Origin of the sequence: Azospirillum sp. TSH64 (genome assembly GCF_003116035.1) — a bacterium.
In the GTDB taxonomy this organism is placed as follows: domain Bacteria; phylum Pseudomonadota; class Alphaproteobacteria; order Azospirillales; family Azospirillaceae; genus Azospirillum.
Genome location: NZ_LGQW01000015.1, coordinates 3810149 through 3829945, shown reverse-complemented (window position 1 = coordinate 3829945; position 19797 = coordinate 3810149). Strand labels below are relative to the sequence as shown.

Here is a 19797-nt window from a genome sequence, read left to right as displayed (position 1 = left end):
CATCATCAACGGCTACGGCCCGACCGAGACGGTGGTGACGCCGCTGATCTGGAAGGCGGGCCGGCAGGACCGCTGCGGCGCGGCCTATGCACCGATCGGCCTGCGGGTGGGCGACCGCACCACCCATGTTCTGGACGGCGATCTGAACCCGGTGCCGCTCGGCGTGGTCGGGGAGCTTTATCTTGGCGGTGCCGGGTTGGCGCGTGGCTACCTGAACCGCCCCGGCCTGACTGCGGATCGCTTCGTCGCCGATCCGTTCTCGGCGGGCGGCGGGCGGCTCTACCGCACGGGCGACCTCGTGCGCCAGCGCGGGGACGGGGTGATCGAGTATGTCGGGCGGATCGACCATCAGGTGAAGATCCGCGGTTTCCGCATCGAGCTTGGCGAGGTGGAGGCGCGGCTGCGGGCGCAGCAGGGCGTGCGCGAGGCGGCGGTGGTCGCCCGTGACGGCGCAGGCGGCAAGCGTCTGGTCGGCTATGTCGTGCCCGCCGGCGACGGGGTTACCGGCGACGGCCTTGTCGAGCGGCTGCGTGCCGGACTGAAGGCGGCGCTGCCGGACTACATGGTGCCAACGCACCTCGTGGTTCTGGAGCGGTTGCCGCTGACGCCGAACGGCAAGCTGGACCGCAAGGCCCTGCCCGAGCCGGAGCTGGCCGTGTCGTCGGCCCAGGTTCCGCCGCGCAGCGCGGCCGAGCATGCCCTGGCGGCGCTGTGGTGCGAGTTGCTGCGGCTGGACAGCGTCGGCGTCACCGACAACTTCTTCGAGCTGGGCGGAGACTCCATCCTCTCCATCCAACTGGTAACCCGTGCACGGGCGCTGAAGCCGCTTGGGGTGTCCTTCAAGCTCCGTGACCTCATCCGCAAGCCGACCATCGCCGAACTGCTCGGGACCGTTGCGGAAACAACGGCGTCGAAGGGCGGGCCGTCGCCGATCATGGCCCTGAACCGGCCGCTTGCCGGACAGCCGCCGCTGGTCTGCATCCATGCCGGATTCGGTACGGTCTTCGATTATGAACCGCTGGCCCGTCGCCTCGATGGGCGGCGGAGCGTGCTGGCGATACAGTCGCGCATGCTGGTCGATCCGGCATGGCGGGACCGTTCGCTGGAGGAAATGGCGCGAGACTATGTCGACCTGCTGCGGGCACGGCAGCCGCAGGGACCCTACGACCTGCTCGGCTGGTCGCTGGGAGGAACGATCGCCGCGCTGATGGCGGCCGAATTGGAGCGGCGGGGGCAGCGTGTACGGCGCCTTGCCCTGCTCGACCCCTTCGTGCCAATGCCGGACATCGCCAAGTTGGGCGGCGAGGGTGAGCTGGACGACTGGCGCGACGATCTCGCCGGCTTCCTTGCGGTGATGTTGCCGGCTGTGGTTGTCGGCCGTCCCGCGGCCGAGACCGAAGACGCCAACGCGATAAAAAGCGTCATCTCCCAGGCGCTCGATGCTCCCAGAACCGGCAACGCCGAAGGGCTGGGGACCGCGATGGGGGCGGAGGAGTTGACCCAGGCCTTCATGACCGCCCGTCATCTGAAGCGGCTGTCCGTGGCCCTGCCTGCCTGCCTGCCGGTCGATGCCGCTGCGCAGGGCTGGTGGGTTGCCGGCCGCGACACCGACCGGCTGCGCCTGGAGACACAGCTCGGCGGACGCCCGCTGCCCTGGCGGTCGCTAGGCTGTGGTCATTTCGAGGCGCCGCGTGATGAAGGCTTCCTGGCGGAGATCGTCGAACATCTGGCCGGGTCGGCGGAACGGCCCGACGCCCCTACCGACGACCCTGCCGCCGACCTAGCGGATGCCGCTGAATGAGCGCGCCCATCCGGACCGGGAGTAATGACCGATGCCTGTGAACCCCGATATTGCCGCCTTTCTCGCGCTCGCAGCGGGTGGACGCGAGGACGGCAGGATGAAACCGATGCACGCCCTGTCACCGGCGGAGGCCCGGCTCGCCTTCGAGCACACCTCCCGCATGATGGACCCCGGCGGCGAGCCGGTGGAGCGGGTGGAGGAGCTGTCCATCCCGACCCGCGACGGTGCCGTGCTGCCGGCCCGTCTCTATTCCGCCGACCGGACGGCGAGCCCGGCTCCGGTTCTGCTCTTCTTCCACGGCGGGGGCTATGTCGTCGGCAGCCTCGACTCCCATGACGGGCTGTGCCGGGCGATTGCGTCGAAGAGCGGGATTGCGGTCCTGTCGGTGGGCTATCGGCTGGCTCCGGAGCATCGCTTTCCCACGGCTTTCGACGATGCGCTGGACGCGCTGGACTGGCTCGGCAGGGCTGGTGCGGGACTGGGGCTCGACAGCGGCCGTCTGGCGGTGGGAGGCGACAGCGTCGGCGGCAGTCTCGCCGCGGCGATCAGCCTGCGGGCCGCCGCAGATCCAGGCCTGCCGCGCCCGCGTCTGCAGGTGCTGATCTATCCGGTGACCGATGCCACGGCCGAAACCGATTCCCTATGCCGGTATGGGGAAGGGCATCTGCTGGAGCGGGCGACGTTGGAGTGGTTCTATCGTCATTATGCCGGTGAGGAGGCCGACCGGCGGGACGGCCGCTTCTCGCCGCTGTTGGCGGAGCTTTCACCCGCTGTCGCGGCCTCGCTGGCGCCGGCTCTGCTCGTGCTGGCCGAATGCGATCCGCTGGTCGACGAAGGGATCGCCTACGGGCACAAGCTGGCGGCGGCCGGCGCTTCCATCGATGTGCGGATCTATGCCGGGATGACCCACGATTTCCTGCGGATGGGTGCCCTGGTGGACGAGGCGGAGGAAGCACAGGAGCTGATCGCCGATGCGATGCGCCGGCATTTGGCCGAGACTGGCTGACGGTCGTCACCAGCTGTAGGACAGGGTGGCCAGAACCGCACGGCGGTTGCCGTAGAAGACGGAGTTCTCGTAGAATCCCGGCGAGAAATAGCGTCGGTCGAACAGGTTGGTCGCGGTTACGGTGAGACCGGCTCCGTCGAGTGCCGGGCGGAGCCGCCCCAGATCGTAGCCGAGGCTGACATCGGCCAGCATGTAGGAGGGGACGCGCATGCTGTTCGCGGCATTGTAGGTCGCGCCGACATAGCGCATCCCGATGCCGGCGGTCAGACCGCCGGCCGCTCCCTCGTCGATATGCCGCCGCAGCCAGACCGCGGCGGCATGACGCGGCACCGAGGCCACCCGCTTCCCCGTCCTGTCGGTTCCGCCAGGGTAAGGCGTGTCGCGGGTGACCCGCGCGTCGGTGTAGCTGTAGGCCGCCGTCAGGTCGGTCGTGGCATCGAGAGCCGCCTTCGCCTCCAGCTCCACGCCGCGCGACCGCACCTCTCCGGTTTGGATGGAGTAGCCGGGATTGTCCGGATCGGCGGCAGTGAGGTTGCGCTGAACGGCACGGAACAGGGACAGGGTGAAGAGACCGTCGAAGCTTTCTGGCCGGTAGCGCAGCCCGGCTTCCAGCTGTGTTCCCCGGCTCGGCGAGAAGGGGCGGCCCTGCACGTCGCTGTCGCTGTTCGGCTGGAAGGAGGTCGAGTAGCCGGCATAGGGCGTCAGGCCGCTTTCGGACCGGTAGGCCAGCCCGACGCGTTTGGTGAAGGCCCGGTCGAACTGCGTCGTCTCCACCAGAGGACCATCGGACAGCCTGCCGACAGTCCCGGTACGGCTCCAGTCCAGCCGGCCACCGAGCGTCAGCCGCCAATTGCCGGCAGCGATTTCGTCCTGGGCATATAGGCCGGTCTGGCGGATGCGGTCGGTCAGGTCGCGGGCAAGCGTCGCGTCCCAGCCATAGGAGCCGCCATAGACCGGCTCGAACACGTCGAGCGCATCGGCCACCGTGCCGTTCCGCCGCGTCTCGTGCGCCCGGTAGCGGCCATGATCGATGCCCGCCAGCAGGCTGTGGCGCAGCGGGCCGGTGGCAGCGTTGCCCTGCAGGCTGGTATCCGTCAGCAACGTCGAACTGGTCTTGGGCCGGTCCTGCAGCCCGAAGCGGTAGTAGCGGTCCGCTTCCAGCAGGCCCGACGACGCCCAGCTCGACAGATAGTCGACGCGGCTGCGGCTGTAGCGCAGGGTCTGATTCAGCGTCCAGTCCCCGGTCAGGGCATGCCGGATGTCGTAGCCGGCCGACAGGCTGCGCGAACGGTAGGAACTCAGCCCGGGATAGCCGAGGAACAGGTTCGAGCCCAGGCGGCCGTATGGATTGTCCAGCACCGTCCCCGCTGCTGGAAAGCTCTGCTCCGCCCCCATCTTTCGGAAATCGAGCCAGCTTGCGAGCAGCGTGATGTCGGTTTTTTCGCCAGCGGACCAGGACAGGGCGGGCGCGACATACAGGCGGTCGTCCGGGGTGCGTTCGATCTGTGTGCCGCTTCGTCGTGACAGCATGGTCAGGCGATAGCGAAGCGTCCCCTCGGCGTCGATCCGGTCGCTGTGGTCGGCCGTGACCTGCCTCCGGTCATGGCTTCCGCCCTGGAGCTGGAGCCGATGGAGCGTGCCGCCGGTCGGGCGCTTGCTGGTCAGGGCGATGGCTCCGCCGGGCGGCATGGCCCCATAGAGCGTGGAAGCCGGGCCTTTCAGCACCTCCACCCGTTCCACGCCGAAAGGCTCATACTCCAGCCCATAGGGGTTGTAGCCGCTGCGCAGCCCGTCGATCATGACGGATTCCGAACTCTGGCGGAAACCGCGAACGAAGACGTCGATGGCACCCTGGCCACCGGGGTAGTCGATGGGGCGAACCCCGGCGCTGTAGGAGAGGGCGGCATTGATGTCCTGGACGTCGCGCCGGTCCAGATCCTCCCGCGTGACGATGGAAATTGCCTGCGGCGATTCCTCGATGGGCATTGCGGTTTTGCCGGCGCTGCCGCTGTGGCTGGGGAGCCGCACTGCCTGTCCTGCGGACGGCGGGCGGCCTTCCACGGTCAGGACCGGAAGAAATCCGGGATTCTCCTGAAGCCGGCCGATCGTCACCATCCCGTCCCGCATCTCGAAGGCGAGGTCGGTTCCGCTCAGCAGGATGGAAAGGGCGTCGGCCGGATTCATCTGCCCCGACAGCGCACGCGAGCGGCGTTCGGCGAGAAGGTCGGGGCTGTAGAGAATCTGCAAGCCGGTCTGGCGGCCCAATCTGGTCAGCGCCTCCCGAAGGGGCAGGGCAGGGATCTCCAGCAGCATCTCCTGAACTGCCGGCTGTCCAATGTCGGACGGAGCGGGAGCCGGGTCGATGGAGGTCGAAAGGGCAGGGGTGGGCAAGCCCAGCGAGGCCGTCCAGAGCGCCGTCCAGCCGGCCGCGACCCTGCAGGCCGCCAGCCAGCCGAGCGTGGGAGGGTGGTGGCCGGCACCCCGGATTCGGGTGGTTGGGCGGAGCCCCGCGAGACGATCGGTCATCCAAAGCCCCTACAACGCACGCTGGAAACAGCACAGAGAAATTCTGCCGTTTCCTTGTTTGCAAATGATTGTCAGTTGCATTAGCCTGCGGCAGCTTGTCAAGCCAGAGGGATTGCAACCCCAACCGTGGCTTCACTCTGCACAAGGAACTTTCCATGCGACAGGTCGGATCCGTCGAAAGCCAGACCCTGTGCGACGTCTTCACCACGCACCGGCGCTCGTTGATCGGAGTAGCCGAGCGGATCACCGGCTGTCGCCACCATGCCGAGGATGTTGTCCAGGACGCCTTTCTGAAGCTTCTGGGTGCGGAATCGACCAGTTCCATCCGGGCCAAGGCGGGTTACCTGATGATGGTCGTCCGCAACCTGGCAATCGATCATTACCGCCGGAAGGGCATGGAGTCACGCTTGCTCGTGGCGGAGGAGGAAGGGCAGGCGGTAAGCACGCCGGAGGCGGCGTCGCCGGAAAGCGTAAACGTGAACCGTCAACTTCTGCAGACGCTCGAATCCGCTCTGGCCGATCTGCCGGAGCGGACCCGCTATGCCTTCGAGATGCACCGGATCCACGGCCATAGCCAGAAGGACATCGCGGCCACCCTCGGTGTGTCGCCGACGCTGGTCAACTTCATGATTCGCGACGCGCTGATCCATTGCCGCAAGACGATGAAGCGAATCGACCCATTGTCCTGAACGGCGGCCCGGTGCCGCGCCGTATCCATCACCGCATGCCCGCAGCATCGACGAATTGCGGAAAGCCGTCGGCTCCATCTGCGACCTCCACACATCCGAGGAGTGCAGGAACAATCTCCGGCACACAACATATGCGTCAGATTAAACGCTCGAGACCTTAGACGCGCTTGGGCTGATCGCCCCGGTATTCGCCGGCCGGTCGGCCGGCCGGCATGCACGTGTGCGGGCCCCGGCGTGCCCCGCGGTCTGCACCGCAGGGCGTGACGGGCAGGGGAGGCCCGGGCCGAATGCCGAGAGGTCAGAAGGTCATCGAGAGGGCCAATTCCGCCGAGCGCGGACGGCCGAGCACCCAGCTGGTGTTTCCTCCGGCCACGGCATAGACCTCGTCGAACAGGTTGAAGGCGCGCAGGCTGAGCCTTGTGTTGTCGGTCGGCCGGTAATCCAGCCCGGCGTTGACCACCGTGTAGGAGGGCCGGACGCTGGTGTTGGCGGCATCGGCGTAGGTCTTGCCGACATACTGCACGCCGGCCCGCACCTCCCAGCCCGGCAGGAAGGCCCAGTTCGCCCAGACATTGGCGGTGCGCTCCGGCACGCCGGTCGGCACGTTGCCGGCATAGGACATGGCGCGGCCCAACACCGTCTGGGTGAAGTCGTCATATCTGGCCCGCAGCAGCGCGCCGTTCACGTCCACCCGCACGCCATCCCACAGGCCGAGCGACAGGGACGCCTCCAGCCCGCGTGAGGATTGCCGCCCGACCTGCACCGTCACCGCCGGCTGGTTGGGATCGGTGGTCAGCAGCTTGTCCTTGACGATGCGGTAGGCGGCCAGCGTCCACTCGCCACGCCCTTCGAGGACGGAGTGCTTGATACCGATCTCGATCTGCCGGCCGGTGGACAGGTCGAAGTCCTTCTGAGTCGGCGACAGCGAGATCAGATTGCCGACCGGGTCGATGGCGGTGGCGTATTGGCCGTAGAGGGCCAGACCGGGAACAACCTCGTACACCGCGCCGGTCCGCCAGCTGGTGGCGCGGAAGTCCTTGGTGTACGCGGTTCCCGCCACCAGATCCCAGCGTTCCACCGTGGGAGCGTCGTAGCGGATGCCGCCGACCAGCGACAGCTGCGGCGTCACCGCCAGCCGGTCCTCGGCGAACAGGGAATATTGGCGGGTGCGCGACCGGCTGCGCGGAGAGGTGCCGGCGGTGTTGAGGAACAGGCCGGGCGCCGGGTCGAACGGATCGACCGTGCTGGACCCGCCATAGGGCGAGTTGTTGGTGTGCTTGAACTCGATCCGGTTCAGGTCGAAACCGCCGACCATCTCGTTCTTCATGCCGAAGACGCTGTTGCGCCAGGTCGCGTCGAAGCGGTCACCGACCTGCCGCTGGTCGTGGTAGATCTCGATGTAGCTGCTGCGCTGGATGCGCCGGGTGGCCGCGGTCCAGGCGTAGCTCTCCACGTCCTTCCAGTGGCGGTGGCTGGTCAGGTGGTAGGCGGTGTTGCGCAATGTCAGCGCGTCGGACACCGCCCATTCGGCCTTGAGCTGGGTCCAGTTGTCGCGATAGCGGATGTCGCTGTCGGCCACGTTGAAGTTGCGGTGCCGCAGCGCGCGGTCGAGGCTGCCCGCGATCAGCGGCGTTCCGAAATACTCCTGCGGCTGCTGGTCGCCATAGTCGTTGGACAGGGTGAAGGCCAGATCCGGCGTCGCCTGGAGCTTCACCGCGCCGGACACAGCGAGAGTCTTCGTGTCGCCGCGATCGACCCAGCCGTTGGAGCGGTTGCCGCTGGCATCGAGCCGGTAGGACAGCTTTTCGCTCACCGGACCGCCGCTGCCGAAGGCGGCGCGCCGGGTGCCGTCGGTGCCGATGGCGACGGTCGCCTCGTTGCGGGAATCGGTGGTCGGACGCTTGGGAACCACATTGACCACGCCGCCGATGGCGCCCTCGCCATAGAGGACGGAGGCCGGACCGCGCAGCACCTCGATGCGTTCGGCCGACCATGCGTCGAACGGGAAGGTGACGGTGCCCGACCCGACATAGAGCCGCGTCCCGTCATACAGCTGCATCACCGAGCCGTGGCCGGCGAAGCCGCGCGTCGCCAGCGACGATCCGCCATTGCCGGGAGCCGCCAGCGTGGTGAAGCCGGTGGCGTTCTGGGTGACGGCCTCCGTCACGTTGGTCTGGCCGCGATCGCGAATGGTCCGGCCGTCGATCACCTCGACGCTGGCCGGAGTTTCCAGTGGGGTCAGGCCGAGGCGGCTGCCGCCGGTGTTCGGCCGGTCGAGCGCCAGCCCGGCGGCGTCGTCCGCCGCCCGGCCGGTGACGGTGACCGGGTCCAGCGTCACCGGCGGTTCGGATTCGGCCGCTCCGGCCGCCGCGGGGCCGAAGGAGGCGGCGACCAGGAGCAGCGTCGCCAGGGAACCGGAGCGGTGGCGGTTGTGCCGGCCGGAAACGATGCGGGCAGGATGGGCAGGAAGCATGGACAAAATCCCCCAGGATGAAAAAGGACGAGAAAGGGCATTCCGCGAAGTCGGTGCTTCGCGGCTGACAGGTGTGCGGGGTGCTGGGTGGACGGCGCCGTTCGGTCGAGTTGAAAAGCCGGACGGCCGGAATTCAGGAAGGCAGGATCACCCCATGGGGGCGTCCCCTGCCTGCCCCACCGGGCGGTTGCTGTGGAGGATGTCGGCGGTTTCAGGTGTGTCGGACAGCAGAAGGCCGGTGACGATGCGGTCGATCTTCGCGGGCGTCAGGTCGCCGTACCAGACGGCGTCGGGCTGGACGACCAGCAGCGGTCCGCGGTTGCAGGGGTAAAGGCAGCTCGTCCGCGCGCACATCACCCGGCGTGGACCGGCGTTCAGGGCGCGGTGCCCTTTCATCACCGTGCGCAGATGCTGGTACAGCGGCTCGGCACCGCGATGCAGGCAGCGGGCACCGACACAGACGAAGACCTGACGGCCATGTTCGGGGATTGCCGACCAGCCGGGCTTGCCAAGGCTGGGCTCGGTCTCGCGAACGTCCTTCGCAATGCTGTCCGACAGTCCTCCGGCGATGCGGTCGAGGGCGGCGGGCAGGTCGAGCGCGCTTTCCACCGGCGGCGCCAGCCGGACGGCCATCGCGGTGCCGGATGTCGCCGCCCAATGGCTGAGCGCGCCCGGCAGCCACTCCGACAGGCTGGGATCGGCCGGCACCATGGCGGGAATGACCAAGGCCTCGGTCACGCCGTCCCGCTCCAGATCCGCGAGCACGCCGGGCAATGCCGGGCCGGACAGGTCGGCGTAAGCGGTCGCCACCGTCACCGTTTCGCCGCGCGCGGTATGCCGGCCGGCCAGTGCCGTCGCGAGTGCCTTCAGGGCCTGCCCATGGTCGAAGGAGGCGCGTCCGTAGAGGACGATGGCGCGCCTGGACGGCGGGTTTGCCTGGGTCTGCGTCATACCGGGCTTCTCCGCCGCATCAGCCACAGGAAGAAGGTGCCGCCGACCAGCGCCGTGACGATGCCGACCGGGATCTCGCGCGGGGCGAACAGGGACCGGGCAGCGACGTCCACCCACAGCAGGAGCAGCGCCCCGCCCAGTGCCGCCACCGGCAGCAGTGCCCGCAGATGCCCGCCGACCAGCATCCGGGCGATGTGAGGCACCACCAGCCCGACGAAGCCGATGCCGCCGCAGGCCGACACCAGCGCTCCGGTCATCAGGGCGGTGACGAGGAAAAGCTCCAGCCGCAGGCGGCCCGGATCGGTGCCGAGCGAGCGGGCGGCATCGTCGCCCAACGCCAGCGTGTTGACGGTCTCCGCCCGCAGCCACAGCCACAGCAGCCCGCCGACGACCAGCACCGCCGGAATGGGCAGGACGCTCCAGCGCGCGGTGCCGAAGCCGCCCATCATCCAGAACAGCGCGGCGTCGGCGCCGCGATCCGTCGCCATGACGATCAGGACATTGGTGACGGCGTGCAGGATGAAGGCGACTGCGACGCCGGTCAGCACCAGCCTTTCGCTGGTCACCACGCCGTCGCGCCCGCGTGCCGCGGCGAAGACGGCCAGCATCGCCGCGAGCGCACCGAGGAAGGCGGCGGCCGGCAAACCCAGCATTCCGGCGACCGCGCCGGCATAGAGCAGAACGGTCACCGCCCCCACCGAGGCGCCAGCCGACACGCCGAACAGATAGGGGTCGGCCAGCGGGTTGCGCGTCAGCACCTGAAGCACGGCCCCAACCGCCGCCAGTCCGGCACCGGCCAGCGCGCTAAGCAGCACGCGCGGCAGCCGCAATTCCCAGACGATGTTGCGCTCGGCCCGGCTGACGTCGGCGGGCGGGGCCAGCGCCGGCCACAGCTCGTGCACGACCACCGCCCAGACCTTGGGGATGGGGACGCGTGCGGCGCCGAACCCGACGGCAGCCACCGCAGACAGGGCCAGCGCGGCGGCCAGGATCAGCGACAGGCCCAGCAGGCGGGAGCGGTTCATGGCGTGAAGCGCTCCGGGTGCAGGGTCCGCGCCATCCGCTCCAGCGCCTCGACATTGCGGGTGGAGGGCGTCTGCTCGGCATAGGTCAGCACGATGAACTGCCGCTTGCGCACGGCCTCGACGTCGGCCAGCTGCGGTGCCGAGGTCAGATGGCGGATGGCGTCCTCGGCCGGGATCCGGTGCGCGCTGACGATGATCCATTGCGGATCGCGCCACACCATCTCCTCCCAGCTCACCCGGACATAGCTGTCAGGGATGTCGTCGAAGATGTTGCGCCCGCCGGCCAGAGCCATCAGCAGGCTGGTCATCCCTTCGCGCCCGACCGACAAGGGGGGCGCGTCTGTGTGGCACTGGTCGCAGTACATCACGCGCGGCCGGTTGGCGACGCCACCGACACGCTCCGTGATGGCGGCGACGCGGCGGCGGAAATCGGCGACCATGGCCTCGGCACGCTCCGTCACGCCGAAGATGGCGCCCAGCGCCAGCAGGTCGGCGTAGAGCGTGTCCATGCTGATCGGCTCGCGCGGGCCGATGCGGATGCAGCTTTCCCGCAGCGTGTAGGTCGCCACGCCCATTTCCGCCAGCCGGGCGGGGGTGAGGCCGCGCGCCTGATTGAAGCCATAGCTCCAGCCGGCGAACAGGAAGTCCGGATTGACAGACAGCACCGCCTCCAGCGTCGGCGCGCGGTCGGGCAGCCGGGGCAGCGCCGCGACCACGCCCGGCGGGGCGACCAGCCGGTGCTCCACCCCCTCGATGCCGGAAACGGCGACCAGGCGGTCGGCGAGGCCGAGATCCAGCATGGTCTGCGTCATGTTGGTGTCGTGGACCATCGGCCGCTTGGGGGCCGCGGCGAAGCGGGCGGTCTCGAAACAGTTGGCGACCTCGACCGGATAGGTTTGGGCGCAGGCGCCACCGGCTTGCAGGGCGAGGGCCAAGGCGAAGACCGTGGCGAGAGGCGGAGCGCCGCGGAGAAAGCGTCTCATCGTGCTGGCTCCGTAAGAGGCGACATCAGGGGCGACAGGTCGATGCGCAGCCGGCCGTCATCGGGGCGGCGGTCAACCGCCGCAGCGACGCGGTAGACGGCGGTCAGCCGGTCGGGGGTCAGTGCGTCCTCCGGCGCGGCATCGGCCTGGAGCCGGCCGTCGGCCAGCAGCAGGATGCGGTCGCACCAGCGGGCCGCCAGCTCGATGTCGTGCAGCGTCGCCACGACGGTGATGCCGAGCGCGCGCACGAGCTCGAGCACGGCGAAGCGGTGGTGGATGTCCAAATGGTTGGTCGGCTCGTCGAGCAGCAGGATGCGCGGACGCTGGGCCAGGGCGCGGGCGATCATCACCCGCTGGCGCTCGCCGCCCGACAGCTGTTCGACTGCCCGCCCGGCGAGCCCGGACAGCTCCAGCCGGTCCAGGGCGTCGGCGACGATGGTGCGGTCCTCCGCCCCGGCTGCGGCGAAGGGGGAACGGCGGTGGGCCAGGCGCCCCATGCCGACCACGTCGCGCACGGTGAAGCCGAGTGCTGCGGTCGAATCCTGCGCCTGGAGCGCCAGCCGGCGGGCCAGCTCGACCGGCCGCAGGGCGCGCGGATCGTCGCCGTCGATGAGAACCCGGCCGGCGGACGGGGTTTGCAGGCCGGCGAGGCAGCGCAGCAGCGTGGTCTTGCCCGAGCCATTCGGCCCGAGAATGCCGAGGATTTCACCGTCGGAAACCGAGAAACCGATGTCCGACAGGACCATGCGGCCGGCCAGCCGGCACCCCAGCCGCTCCACCGCGATGGTGGGGGGAGGGACCGATGCCTCTGTGGGGAGGGACGCTGACGCCATGCGTGCTTCCTGTCTTTGCGGACGGGGAGGCATGGCGGACGTCTTGCGGAGCATGCGACGCGACCGGAGCGGAATCCGGGCACACGCATGGCAAGCGTTCCACCGGGACACCCCGCCCGAGGACGTTTCGTTGTGGTGCTGGCAGGTCTCCTGGCTTGCGGGTCGTCGTCGTTCCGTCCGGCCTTCCCAGCGCCGATGGGCGCCAGTGGCTTGAAATGACGGTACGGCTCGCCGCTCACAGTTGCGGGGGCAGCCCCGGCCTCACCGCATTCCCCTTCGCAGGGTTGGCGGCTCACCGGGTTCCCTCTTAGCTTCCGGTGGCGAACCGCCGGAAGAACCAGAACCGGGACCATTCATGAGCGACGCGGCGCCCCCGGTCAAGCTTTGCGAACGAACAAAAGCATCGGAGAGTCCATATCCAGAATGTTATGTTATAACGTTACATATCGCGCCATTGTGCGACCTGCAAGGAGAAGTTCGCCGTCGGATCCGGGCGTCGGATCTGGGGCCTGCGGGAAAATGCCGCTGATCCCGACTGCGGCACTTCGGCTAATGTGCCGCACCCAATGCGTGCGTCTGCACGTGCGATGGGCAAGATGGATCGATGCACGGATCGGCATGAGCGCGACCCAGGACAGACTGCGACCCACGCGACGGGCCGGCCTTGCGGCCGGTGCGATTGCGCTGCTGTTGCAGGTCGTCGCCTGGGCCTGGATGCCCGCCGTCATCGCATCCGCCAATGCGGCCGAGAGCAGCCGGATCGTCATCTGCACGCCGGATGGGTTCAAGACCGTGGTTATGGACGACCACGGAATGGCAGGCGATCCGGCAGGCGACGAGAGCGATTCGGCGCAGAACGATTCGGCGCAGAACGATTCGGGCCAAGGCGATCTGCTCCGAGGCGATCTGCTGATGTCGGGCGGCTCCTGCCCGCTCTGTCCGCTGATCGGTGGATTGGCGCTGCCGCCGCCGGATCTGCGGATGACGCGCTCGTCGGTCGGGCGCCACAGCCCCGAAGCCTTGCCCGGCGACGTGATCGCCGCCGGCTGGTTCCTCTCCACCCTCCAGGCCCGCGCGCCACCGGTCTGAGGCCGGAATCGCGGGTCGCCGCGCGGGATATCCGCGCGGCGACCTGCCCTTGCCGACCTTTCCTGTTCGCAGCCTTGCACACCCTTCGCAACCGATGGCGCGGGGCCGTGTTCGGCTGGCCTCAGATCGAGATGTTCCATGATGTTGCGTTTCGCCGCGGCCGGCGCCCTGCGCGCCGCCCTGCTGTCCGGTGCTGCCCTCACCGCACTGTTTCCCGCCGCTCTGTCCGCCCAGACCGTTTCACCGCTTGCCCAATCGCTTCCGGCGATTTCCGTGATCGCAGGCCCGGACGATGCCCTGGCCGCCGGCACCGCCCTGGGCGGGGATGGGCTGGCGGCCCGCCGGCCCACCACCGGAGACGTCGCGGCCCTGCTGCGCGGCCTGCCCGGCGTCAGCCTCTATGGCAATGGCGGCGTGTCGAGCCTGCCGGCGTTGAACGGGCTGGGTGCCGACCGCGTCAATGTGCTGGTCGACGGCGCGCCCGTTGCCCCCGCCTGTCCCAACCAGATGAACCCGGCGCTGTCCACCATCACGCCGACGCGCCTGTCCAAGATCGAAGTGCTGGCCGGCATCACGCCGGTCAGCGCCGGCGGCGACAGCATCGCCGGAACCATCGCCGCCGAAAGCGCGCCTCCGGTCTTCGCTCCGGCGGGGGAGGCGGTGCACACCGAGGGCAAGCTGTCGGCCTCCTACCGGTCGAACGGCCGTGGCGTGACGGGGGCTGCCGAGGCGTCCGTCGCCACCGACAGCCTCAGCCTGGGCTACAGCGGATCCTGGAGCCGGGCCGGCAACTACAAGGCCGGCGACGGCCAGACCGTCCGCTCGACCCTCTACAACGTGCAGGACAATGCGGTGACGTTCGGGGCGCGCCGCGACGGGCATCAGGTCACGCTGCAGGGCGGCATCCAGACCATGCCCTACCAGGGCTTTCCCACCCAGCGCATGGATCTGACCGACAACCGCACCGTCTTCCTGAACGGCCGGTACGAAGGCGCCTTCGACTGGGGAAATCTCGACGCCCGCGCCAACTGGCGGCGGACGCGGCACACCATGAATTTCCTTGAGGACAAGGGCGGCAGCGCCGGCGGCGGCATGCCGATGGACACGCTGACCACCGACGCCGGCTATTCGGTCAAGGCGACGCTGCCGCTGTCGGCGCGCGACACCCTGCGCGTCGGCAACGAGCTGCGCCACACCCATCTCGACGACTGGTGGGACCCGGTGGCCGGCAGCAGCATGATGAGTCCGCTGACCTACTGGAACGTCAAGGACGGCTCCCGCAACCGCCTCGGCACCTTCGCCGAATGGGAGGCAAGCTGGTCGCCGGCCTGGACGACGCTGCTCGGCGTGCGCAACGACGTGGTGTGGATGGACACCGGTGCCGTGCAGCCCTATTCCTGGCAGAACAGCCTGGGCATGGGCATGATGGCGATGGCCAACCCCGATGCGGCCGACGCCCGCGCCTTCAACGCCCGCGGCCATGGCCGCACCGACGTCAATTTCGACGCGACGGCCCTGGTCCGCTACACTCCCTCCGACACCAGCGCGATCGAAGCCGGCTATGCCCGCAAGACCCGCTCGCCCAATCTCTACGAGCGCTATGCCTGGGGCACCGGCGCGATGTCGAGCAGCATGAACGGCTGGTTCGGCGACGCCAACGGCTATGTCGGCAACCCCGACCTCAAGCCGGAGGTCGCCAACACCGTCAGCACCACCCTGTCGCTGCACGATGCCGCCCGCAAATCCTGGGAGATCAAGCTGACCCCCTATTACACCTATGTGCAGGATTTCATCGACGTCGAGCGGATCGGCACGCTGAGCAACGGCTTCGTCAAGCTGCGCTTCGCCAACCATGACGCCATCCTGGTCGGCGCCAACCTGTCGGTGGCGGCCGGGCTGTACGAGGACGACAAGATCGGCTCCTTCCGCCTGTCCGGCGTGGTCGGCTGGGTGCATGGCCGCAACCTCGACACCGGCGATGCGCTCTATCACATCATGCCGCTGAACGCCCTGCTGACGATGGAACACCGGCTGGGCGGCTGGAGCAGCGCCGTCGAGGTGCAGGCGACCGCCCGCAAGGACCGGGTGGAAGCGGCGCGCAACGAGCCGAAGACGCCCAGCTATGCGCTGGTCAATCTGCGGACGGGATACGAGTGGGGCAATGTCCGGGTCGATGCCGGTGTCGAGAATTTGTTCGACCGTCAATATTCCCTGCCGCTGGGCGGTGTCGACTATGCCGATTTCCGGGCAGGGGGAAGCCGGGGCACGATCGGCGCGCTGCCGGGAGCGGGGCGGTCCTTCATCGCCGGCATAACGGTGAAGTTCTAAGGCGGACCGTCCGTCGCACCGCGACTTACCCTGCCGAAGGTCCGCTCCATGCCCGAGCACCGGACGATTGCAGCCTTGCCCCGTCTCGCTGCGGAAACGGCCCCTGTTCCATCGGCCGCCCGGAGCTGGGCGGCGCGGTGGAGCCTGCCGTTGTCGCTCGCCTTGCATGTGGGGGTGATCGCCCTTGCGGTCGGTCTGCAATCACCGCCGGCTCCCCTGCCGGCGATGATTGCGGTGGAGCTTTCCTTCGTCGCGGCTGCGGCAGAACCGGTGCCGCCGTCGGAGCCTGTTGCGGAAAGCATCAAGGCCGCGGAGGAGGGTGCCCGGCCGGAGCCGGTACCGGACCCTGCGTCCGAGCCGCCGCAGCAACGGGAATCGGAGCCGCCTCCCGATGCCCCGATGCCACCGCTCGCCGACACACCAATCGCCGACACACCGGTCGCGGAGCAACCCGCGCCGGTCCCGGCGGAGCCGCTCAAGCAGGAAACCCCGCCGCCCATCCGGCCGCCGATTCCGGCACGCCGGCCATCGCCCGGCCCCCCGCAGCGGACCCCGTCTCCCACCAAGGTCCTGTCGGCCGCACTCCCCCCGACGGACAGATCCGGGCGCGCCGCGCAGCCGGCAGCGCAGGCGTCATCCGCACCCGCAACCCAACCAGCCGCTCCGGCGGCGGATTCGGCACCACCCTCGGACCCGCCTGCCAATTCCGACAGGCAGGCGGCCGATTACTTCGGCACGATCCAGGCCAGGCTGGCCCGTCACAAGATCTATCCGCAGGCCGCGCGCCTGAAGCGGGAGGAAGGCACCGTGCTGGTCCGCTTCACCATCGTCGCCGACGGCACCATCACGGGCTGGGCGATTGTCCAGGGATCGGGGCATGGCAGCCTCGACCGGGCCGCGGAGGAGATGATCCAGCGTGCGTCGCCGCTTCCCGCCATCCCTGCCGGATTGGGCCGCAACCGGATCGACATCACGCTTCCCGTCCGCTACGCGCTGCAGTGAGCGCTTGCCGCTCACCGTGACAAAGCGGCCCGTCCGGCGCCGGTCAGGATCATGTCGTTCTGCGGGGCATGAACGCGGGCGCACAGGACATCGCGGTGATGGCGCTCCAGCGGATTGTCGCGTGACAGGCCGGGATTGCCGGTGACTTCCAGCGCCCGCGCCACCACGTCGATGGCGTTGTTGGTCACCGTGTATTTCACCAGCAGGGCGTCGCTCTGCGAGGGCGGCGTGCCGCTGTCCACCGCCGCCGACAGGGAGCGCAGGAGAATGCGGTTGGTCAGCAGAAGTGACTCGATCCCGCCCAGAGCCTCTTGCAGGCGGGGGACGGTGGCGAGCGACGCACCGTTCAGCCCCGTCGGCTTGCGGGCGTGCAGGAAGCTGACCAGCCAATCACGGGCGGAGCGGGCGATGCCGTCATAGACACCGCTGAACAGGGCGGCCATCCAGGCGGTGGCGACCGCATCGGGAACGGTCCAGCCAGCGGCGGGCGGGCGCAGTTCGCCGGCATGGTCGTCGGGAACGAAGACGTCGTGGAACACCACCTCGTGGCTGCCGCTGGCCCGCATGCCGATGTGGTTCCAGCTTTCCCGCACCTCGATCCCCTGTTCGGCGAGGCCGGTGCCGCGCGGGACCACCCAGGTGCCGACCAGCGGTTCCACATCGTCGGTGCGGGCCCAGACGCCGAGCCAGGACAGCGCCGGAATGCCGGTGGAGTAGATCTTGGTGCCGGAGATGCGCCAGCCGCCCGGCACCTTGCGCGCCACCGTCGCCGGCAGCCCGCCGCGGTGCGGCGTGCCCAGTTCCGGCTCCACCCGCAGGATGTTGATCAGCGCGCCGTCGGTCGCGGCGGAGCGGGCGATGCGCTCGCGCAGTGCTTCCGGCCAGGCGGACCCGCGCCAGAGCTGGTTGTGGATGACGTATTGCAGCACCAGGACCAGCGCGGTGGACGGTTCGCCGGCGGCGATCCCGTTGACCACCGCCAGCGCATCGCGCAGCCCGCCGCCCTTGCCGCCTGCCGTTGCCGGGGTGACCAATGCCGGAAGGCCGAACGATGCCAGCCGCTCGAAATTCTCGAAGGGGAAACTGGCCTTAGCGTCATGTTCCGCGGCTCGCGTCGCGAACTCCGCCGACAGGGTGGCGATCAGCGAGGGGTCGACCGCCGGGGCGGGGACGGTCCCGGCGAACGGAGAGGCCGGAAAGGGCAGGTCGTCAAAGGGCATGGCAGGCAATCCCGCTACAGTGGAGCCGGTTCAGGCGAGGTCGACCGTGATGCGCCCGGCGAAGCGCTGGCTGTCGGTCGAACGCTTGATGACCGACACGCTCTTCAGCTCGTCGGTGTAGAGCGCCAGCTGCTGGCGCAGCTCGTCGCCGATGGGGGTGACGTTGTGGGCGTGGCTGCGCAGCATCGCCTCCAGCTCCTCCACCGGGAATTTGGGGGCGAAGGGGGCATAGGCCGCGGCGGCGGCGCGCAGGTCGGCGTAAGCCGCGTGCTGCGCCTCGATCAGCGCTGTGGTCAGCGCCTTGGCCGCCGGGCGGTTGTCTCGCAGCAGGCTGCCGCGCACGCCGACGAGGCAGCAGGTGCGGGTGGCGAACTCGCCGCAGACGTTGTTGGTGATTTCCACCATCTGCGGGTTCTTGGTCTGGCTCCACACCAGCGGGTCGCCGTCGGCGATGGCGTGGATTTCCCCCTTCTCCACCGCCAGCCCGAGCAGGTCAGCGGGGAACTGGCGCCATTCGACGTCCTTGTTGGGGTCGAGGCCGAACTTGGTCAGCACGACCGAGAAGAAGTTCTTCGACGGGCTGGCCATGTCGCTGACGCCGATGACCTTGCCCGGCAGGTCGAGCACCGTCTTCACACCCGCCGCCTTGGCCCCGAACAGCCGCATGCAGCCGCCATGCAGGCCGGCGGAGATCTTCACGTCGAAGCCCTGCTCCAGCGGCTTCAGCCAGCGCAACGCCATGCCGACGCCGGCATCGGCCTTGCCCGTGGCGATGGCCTCCAGCAACTGGTCGGTGGAGCCGGTGAAGTTGACCAGCTCGACCTCCAGCCCGTGCTTCTTGAACAGGTCGAGCTGGAAGGCCAGCGGCACGGCGGAGAAGCAGACGGCCCCGGCGTTCCACGACAGGCGCAGCGGTTCCGCCGCCACCGCCCGACGGCGCAGCACGAAGGGGGCGGCGAGGGTGATGGCGCCGGCGGCGATCAGGCCGCGGCGGGACAGGGGACGGGAAAGGGAGCGGGAAAGGGGAGGTGCCGGATTCGCGGTCATTGGTCTTGTGCTTTCGCGAAAGGTGGGACGGGAACGGTTCAGTCGAGCAGGTCGGGTTCGGCCGCCACGATCCATTCCCACAGCGGGTGGAAGTTGTAGGCGCCGCCCTGATGGGTCCCGACCTGGGACCGGGTCAGCAGGGCCGTTTCATGGTCGATGGGCTGGGGCCGGCCGGCGGCCTCGGCCAGCAGCTGGGTGTGGGCGGCGTTGTCGGCGCTGATGAACCACCATGCGGCGGCTTCCACCGTCGGGCCCACGGTGAGCAGGCCGTGGTTCTTCAGGATCGCCAGCTTCCGGTCGCCCAGCGCCTCCACCAGCCGCTTGCCTTCACCCTCGGTCAGGACGACGCCGGAATAGGGGTCGAAGATCACCTGATCCTCATAGAAGGCCGCCGCATCCTGGCTCAGCGGGGCGAGCGGCTGGCCCAGCGCCGACCATGCCTTGCCGTAGGTCGAATGGGTGTGGGCGGCGGCCACCACGTCGGGGCGCGCCCGGTGGATGGCGGAATGGATGGTGAAGCCGGCCTGGTTGATGGCGCGGTCGCCGTGCAGGATGGTGCCCTCGCCGTCGACCAGATGCAGGTCCGACACCCGGATGGTGCGGAAATGCTGACCCAGCGGGTTGATCCAGAAGCGGTCGGGATGCTCCGGATCGCGGGCGGTGACATGGCCGGCCAGCCCCTGGTCGAAGCCGTAGCGGCCGAACAGGCGGAAGGTGGCGGCGAGCCGCTGCTTGCGGTGCTGCCGCTCCTCCTCGACGCTGGTGTAACTGACCGGATCGACCGGCGGCCAGAATTTGCGCGGTCTCGGCTGGATATGGGTCAT

The 19797-nt window shown here is 69.0% G+C and carries 15 protein-coding genes and 1 riboswitch; of the genes, 6 read left to right on the top strand and 9 right to left on the bottom strand.

What is annotated here, in order from left to right; all coding sequences use genetic code 11:
* Both TSH64_RS18775 and TSH64_RS18770 read left to right on the top strand, forming a co-directional pair.
* Positions 1–1801 (top strand): alpha/beta fold hydrolase (locus tag TSH64_RS18775; RefSeq protein ID WP_146208129.1); only part of this gene is annotated, 1801 nt, incomplete at its 5' end.
* Positions 1802–1907: 106 nt separating this feature from the next.
* Positions 1908–2807, top strand: a complete 900-nt coding sequence (locus TSH64_RS18770; RefSeq protein ID WP_199237602.1) for an alpha/beta hydrolase — start codon at positions 1908–1910, stop codon at positions 2805–2807.
* Positions 2808–2813: 6 nt separating this feature from the next.
* Here the strand turns inward: TSH64_RS18770 and TSH64_RS18765 are convergent, their stop codons facing one another.
* On the bottom strand, positions 2814–5333 hold the full coding sequence (locus TSH64_RS18765; RefSeq protein ID WP_109447246.1) for a TonB-dependent siderophore receptor: 2520 nt from the start codon (positions 5331–5333) through the stop codon (positions 2814–2816).
* A gap of 155 nt (positions 5334–5488) precedes the next feature.
* Here TSH64_RS18765 and TSH64_RS18760 point away from each other — a divergent pair, with 155 nt between their 5' ends.
* Positions 5489–6022, top strand: a complete 534-nt coding sequence (locus tag TSH64_RS18760; protein ID WP_109447244.1) for an RNA polymerase factor sigma-70 — start codon at positions 5489–5491, stop codon at positions 6020–6022.
* Positions 6023–6320: 298 nt separating this feature from the next.
* On the opposite strand, the gene TSH64_RS18755 is transcribed toward TSH64_RS18760, so the two are convergent.
* The 5 genes from TSH64_RS18755 to TSH64_RS18735 all read right to left on the bottom strand — a co-directional run bounded on the left by TSH64_RS18755 (position 6321) and on the right by TSH64_RS18735 (position 12287).
* The gene (locus TSH64_RS18755; protein ID WP_109447242.1) at positions 6321–8495 is read right to left on the bottom strand and encodes a TonB-dependent siderophore receptor; all 2175 of its coding nucleotides are present in this window, start codon (positions 8493–8495) and stop codon (positions 6321–6323) included.
* Positions 8496–8642: 147 nt separating this feature from the next.
* Positions 8643–9446: a (2Fe-2S) ferredoxin domain-containing protein gene (locus TSH64_RS18750; protein WP_109447240.1), complete on the bottom strand. Its 804-nt coding sequence runs from the start codon at positions 9444–9446 to the stop codon at positions 8643–8645.
* Positions 9443–10471 carry an iron ABC transporter permease gene (locus TSH64_RS18745; protein WP_109447238.1) on the bottom strand — a complete coding sequence of 343 codons (1029 nt, stop codon included), beginning with the start codon at positions 10469–10471 and terminating at the stop codon, positions 9443–9445. The genes TSH64_RS18750 and TSH64_RS18745 overlap by 4 nt, the downstream gene beginning before the upstream one ends.
* On the bottom strand, positions 10468–11454 hold the full coding sequence (locus TSH64_RS18740) for an ABC transporter substrate-binding protein (RefSeq protein ID WP_109447236.1): 987 nt from the start codon (positions 11452–11454) through the stop codon (positions 10468–10470). Before TSH64_RS18740 ends, TSH64_RS18745 begins: the two co-directional genes overlap by 4 nt.
* Complete coding sequence (locus TSH64_RS18735) at positions 11451–12287, bottom strand: ABC transporter ATP-binding protein (RefSeq protein WP_109447234.1); 837 nt, start codon at positions 12285–12287, stop codon at positions 11451–11453. Before TSH64_RS18735 ends, TSH64_RS18740 begins: the two co-directional genes overlap by 4 nt.
* A 122-nt stretch (positions 12288–12409) precedes the next feature.
* Positions 12410–12644: riboswitch (cobalamin riboswitch) on the bottom strand.
* Positions 12645–12905: 261 nt separating this feature from the next.
* Between TSH64_RS18735 and TSH64_RS18730 the strand changes: the two genes are divergently transcribed.
* The 3 genes from TSH64_RS18730 (at position 12906) to TSH64_RS18720 (ending at position 16706) form a co-directional block, all read left to right on the top strand.
* Entirely contained in the window at positions 12906–13376 is a 471-nt protein-coding gene (locus tag TSH64_RS18730) for a DUF2946 family protein (protein WP_109447232.1), read from the top strand.
* Between the two features lie 138 nt (positions 13377–13514).
* Positions 13515–15704 (top strand): TonB-dependent receptor, encoded by a 2190-nt coding sequence (locus TSH64_RS18725; protein ID WP_109447230.1) that lies wholly within the window; start codon positions 13515–13517, stop codon positions 15702–15704.
* A gap of 48 nt (positions 15705–15752) precedes the next feature.
* Positions 15753–16706 carry an energy transducer TonB gene (locus tag TSH64_RS18720; RefSeq protein WP_109447228.1) on the top strand — a complete coding sequence of 318 codons (954 nt, stop codon included), beginning with the start codon at positions 15753–15755 and terminating at the stop codon, positions 16704–16706.
* 11 nt (positions 16707–16717) lie between these two features.
* Here TSH64_RS18720 and TSH64_RS18715 read toward each other — a convergent pair whose 3' ends face one another.
* From TSH64_RS18715 to TSH64_RS18705, 3 genes are read right to left on the bottom strand one after another with little or no spacing between them, the layout of a single operon-like run.
* Complete coding sequence (locus TSH64_RS18715; protein WP_109447226.1) at positions 16718–17926, bottom strand: acyl-CoA dehydrogenase family protein; 1209 nt, start codon at positions 17924–17926, stop codon at positions 16718–16720.
* 30 nt (positions 17927–17956) lie between these two features.
* Positions 17957–18973, bottom strand: coding sequence for an ABC transporter substrate-binding protein (locus TSH64_RS18710; RefSeq protein ID WP_109447224.1), 1017 nt, complete (start codon positions 18971–18973; stop codon positions 17957–17959).
* A 38-nt stretch (positions 18974–19011) separates the two neighbouring features.
* Positions 19012–19797, bottom strand: coding sequence for a class II aldolase/adducin family protein (locus tag TSH64_RS18705; protein WP_109447222.1), 786 nt, complete (start codon positions 19795–19797; stop codon positions 19012–19014).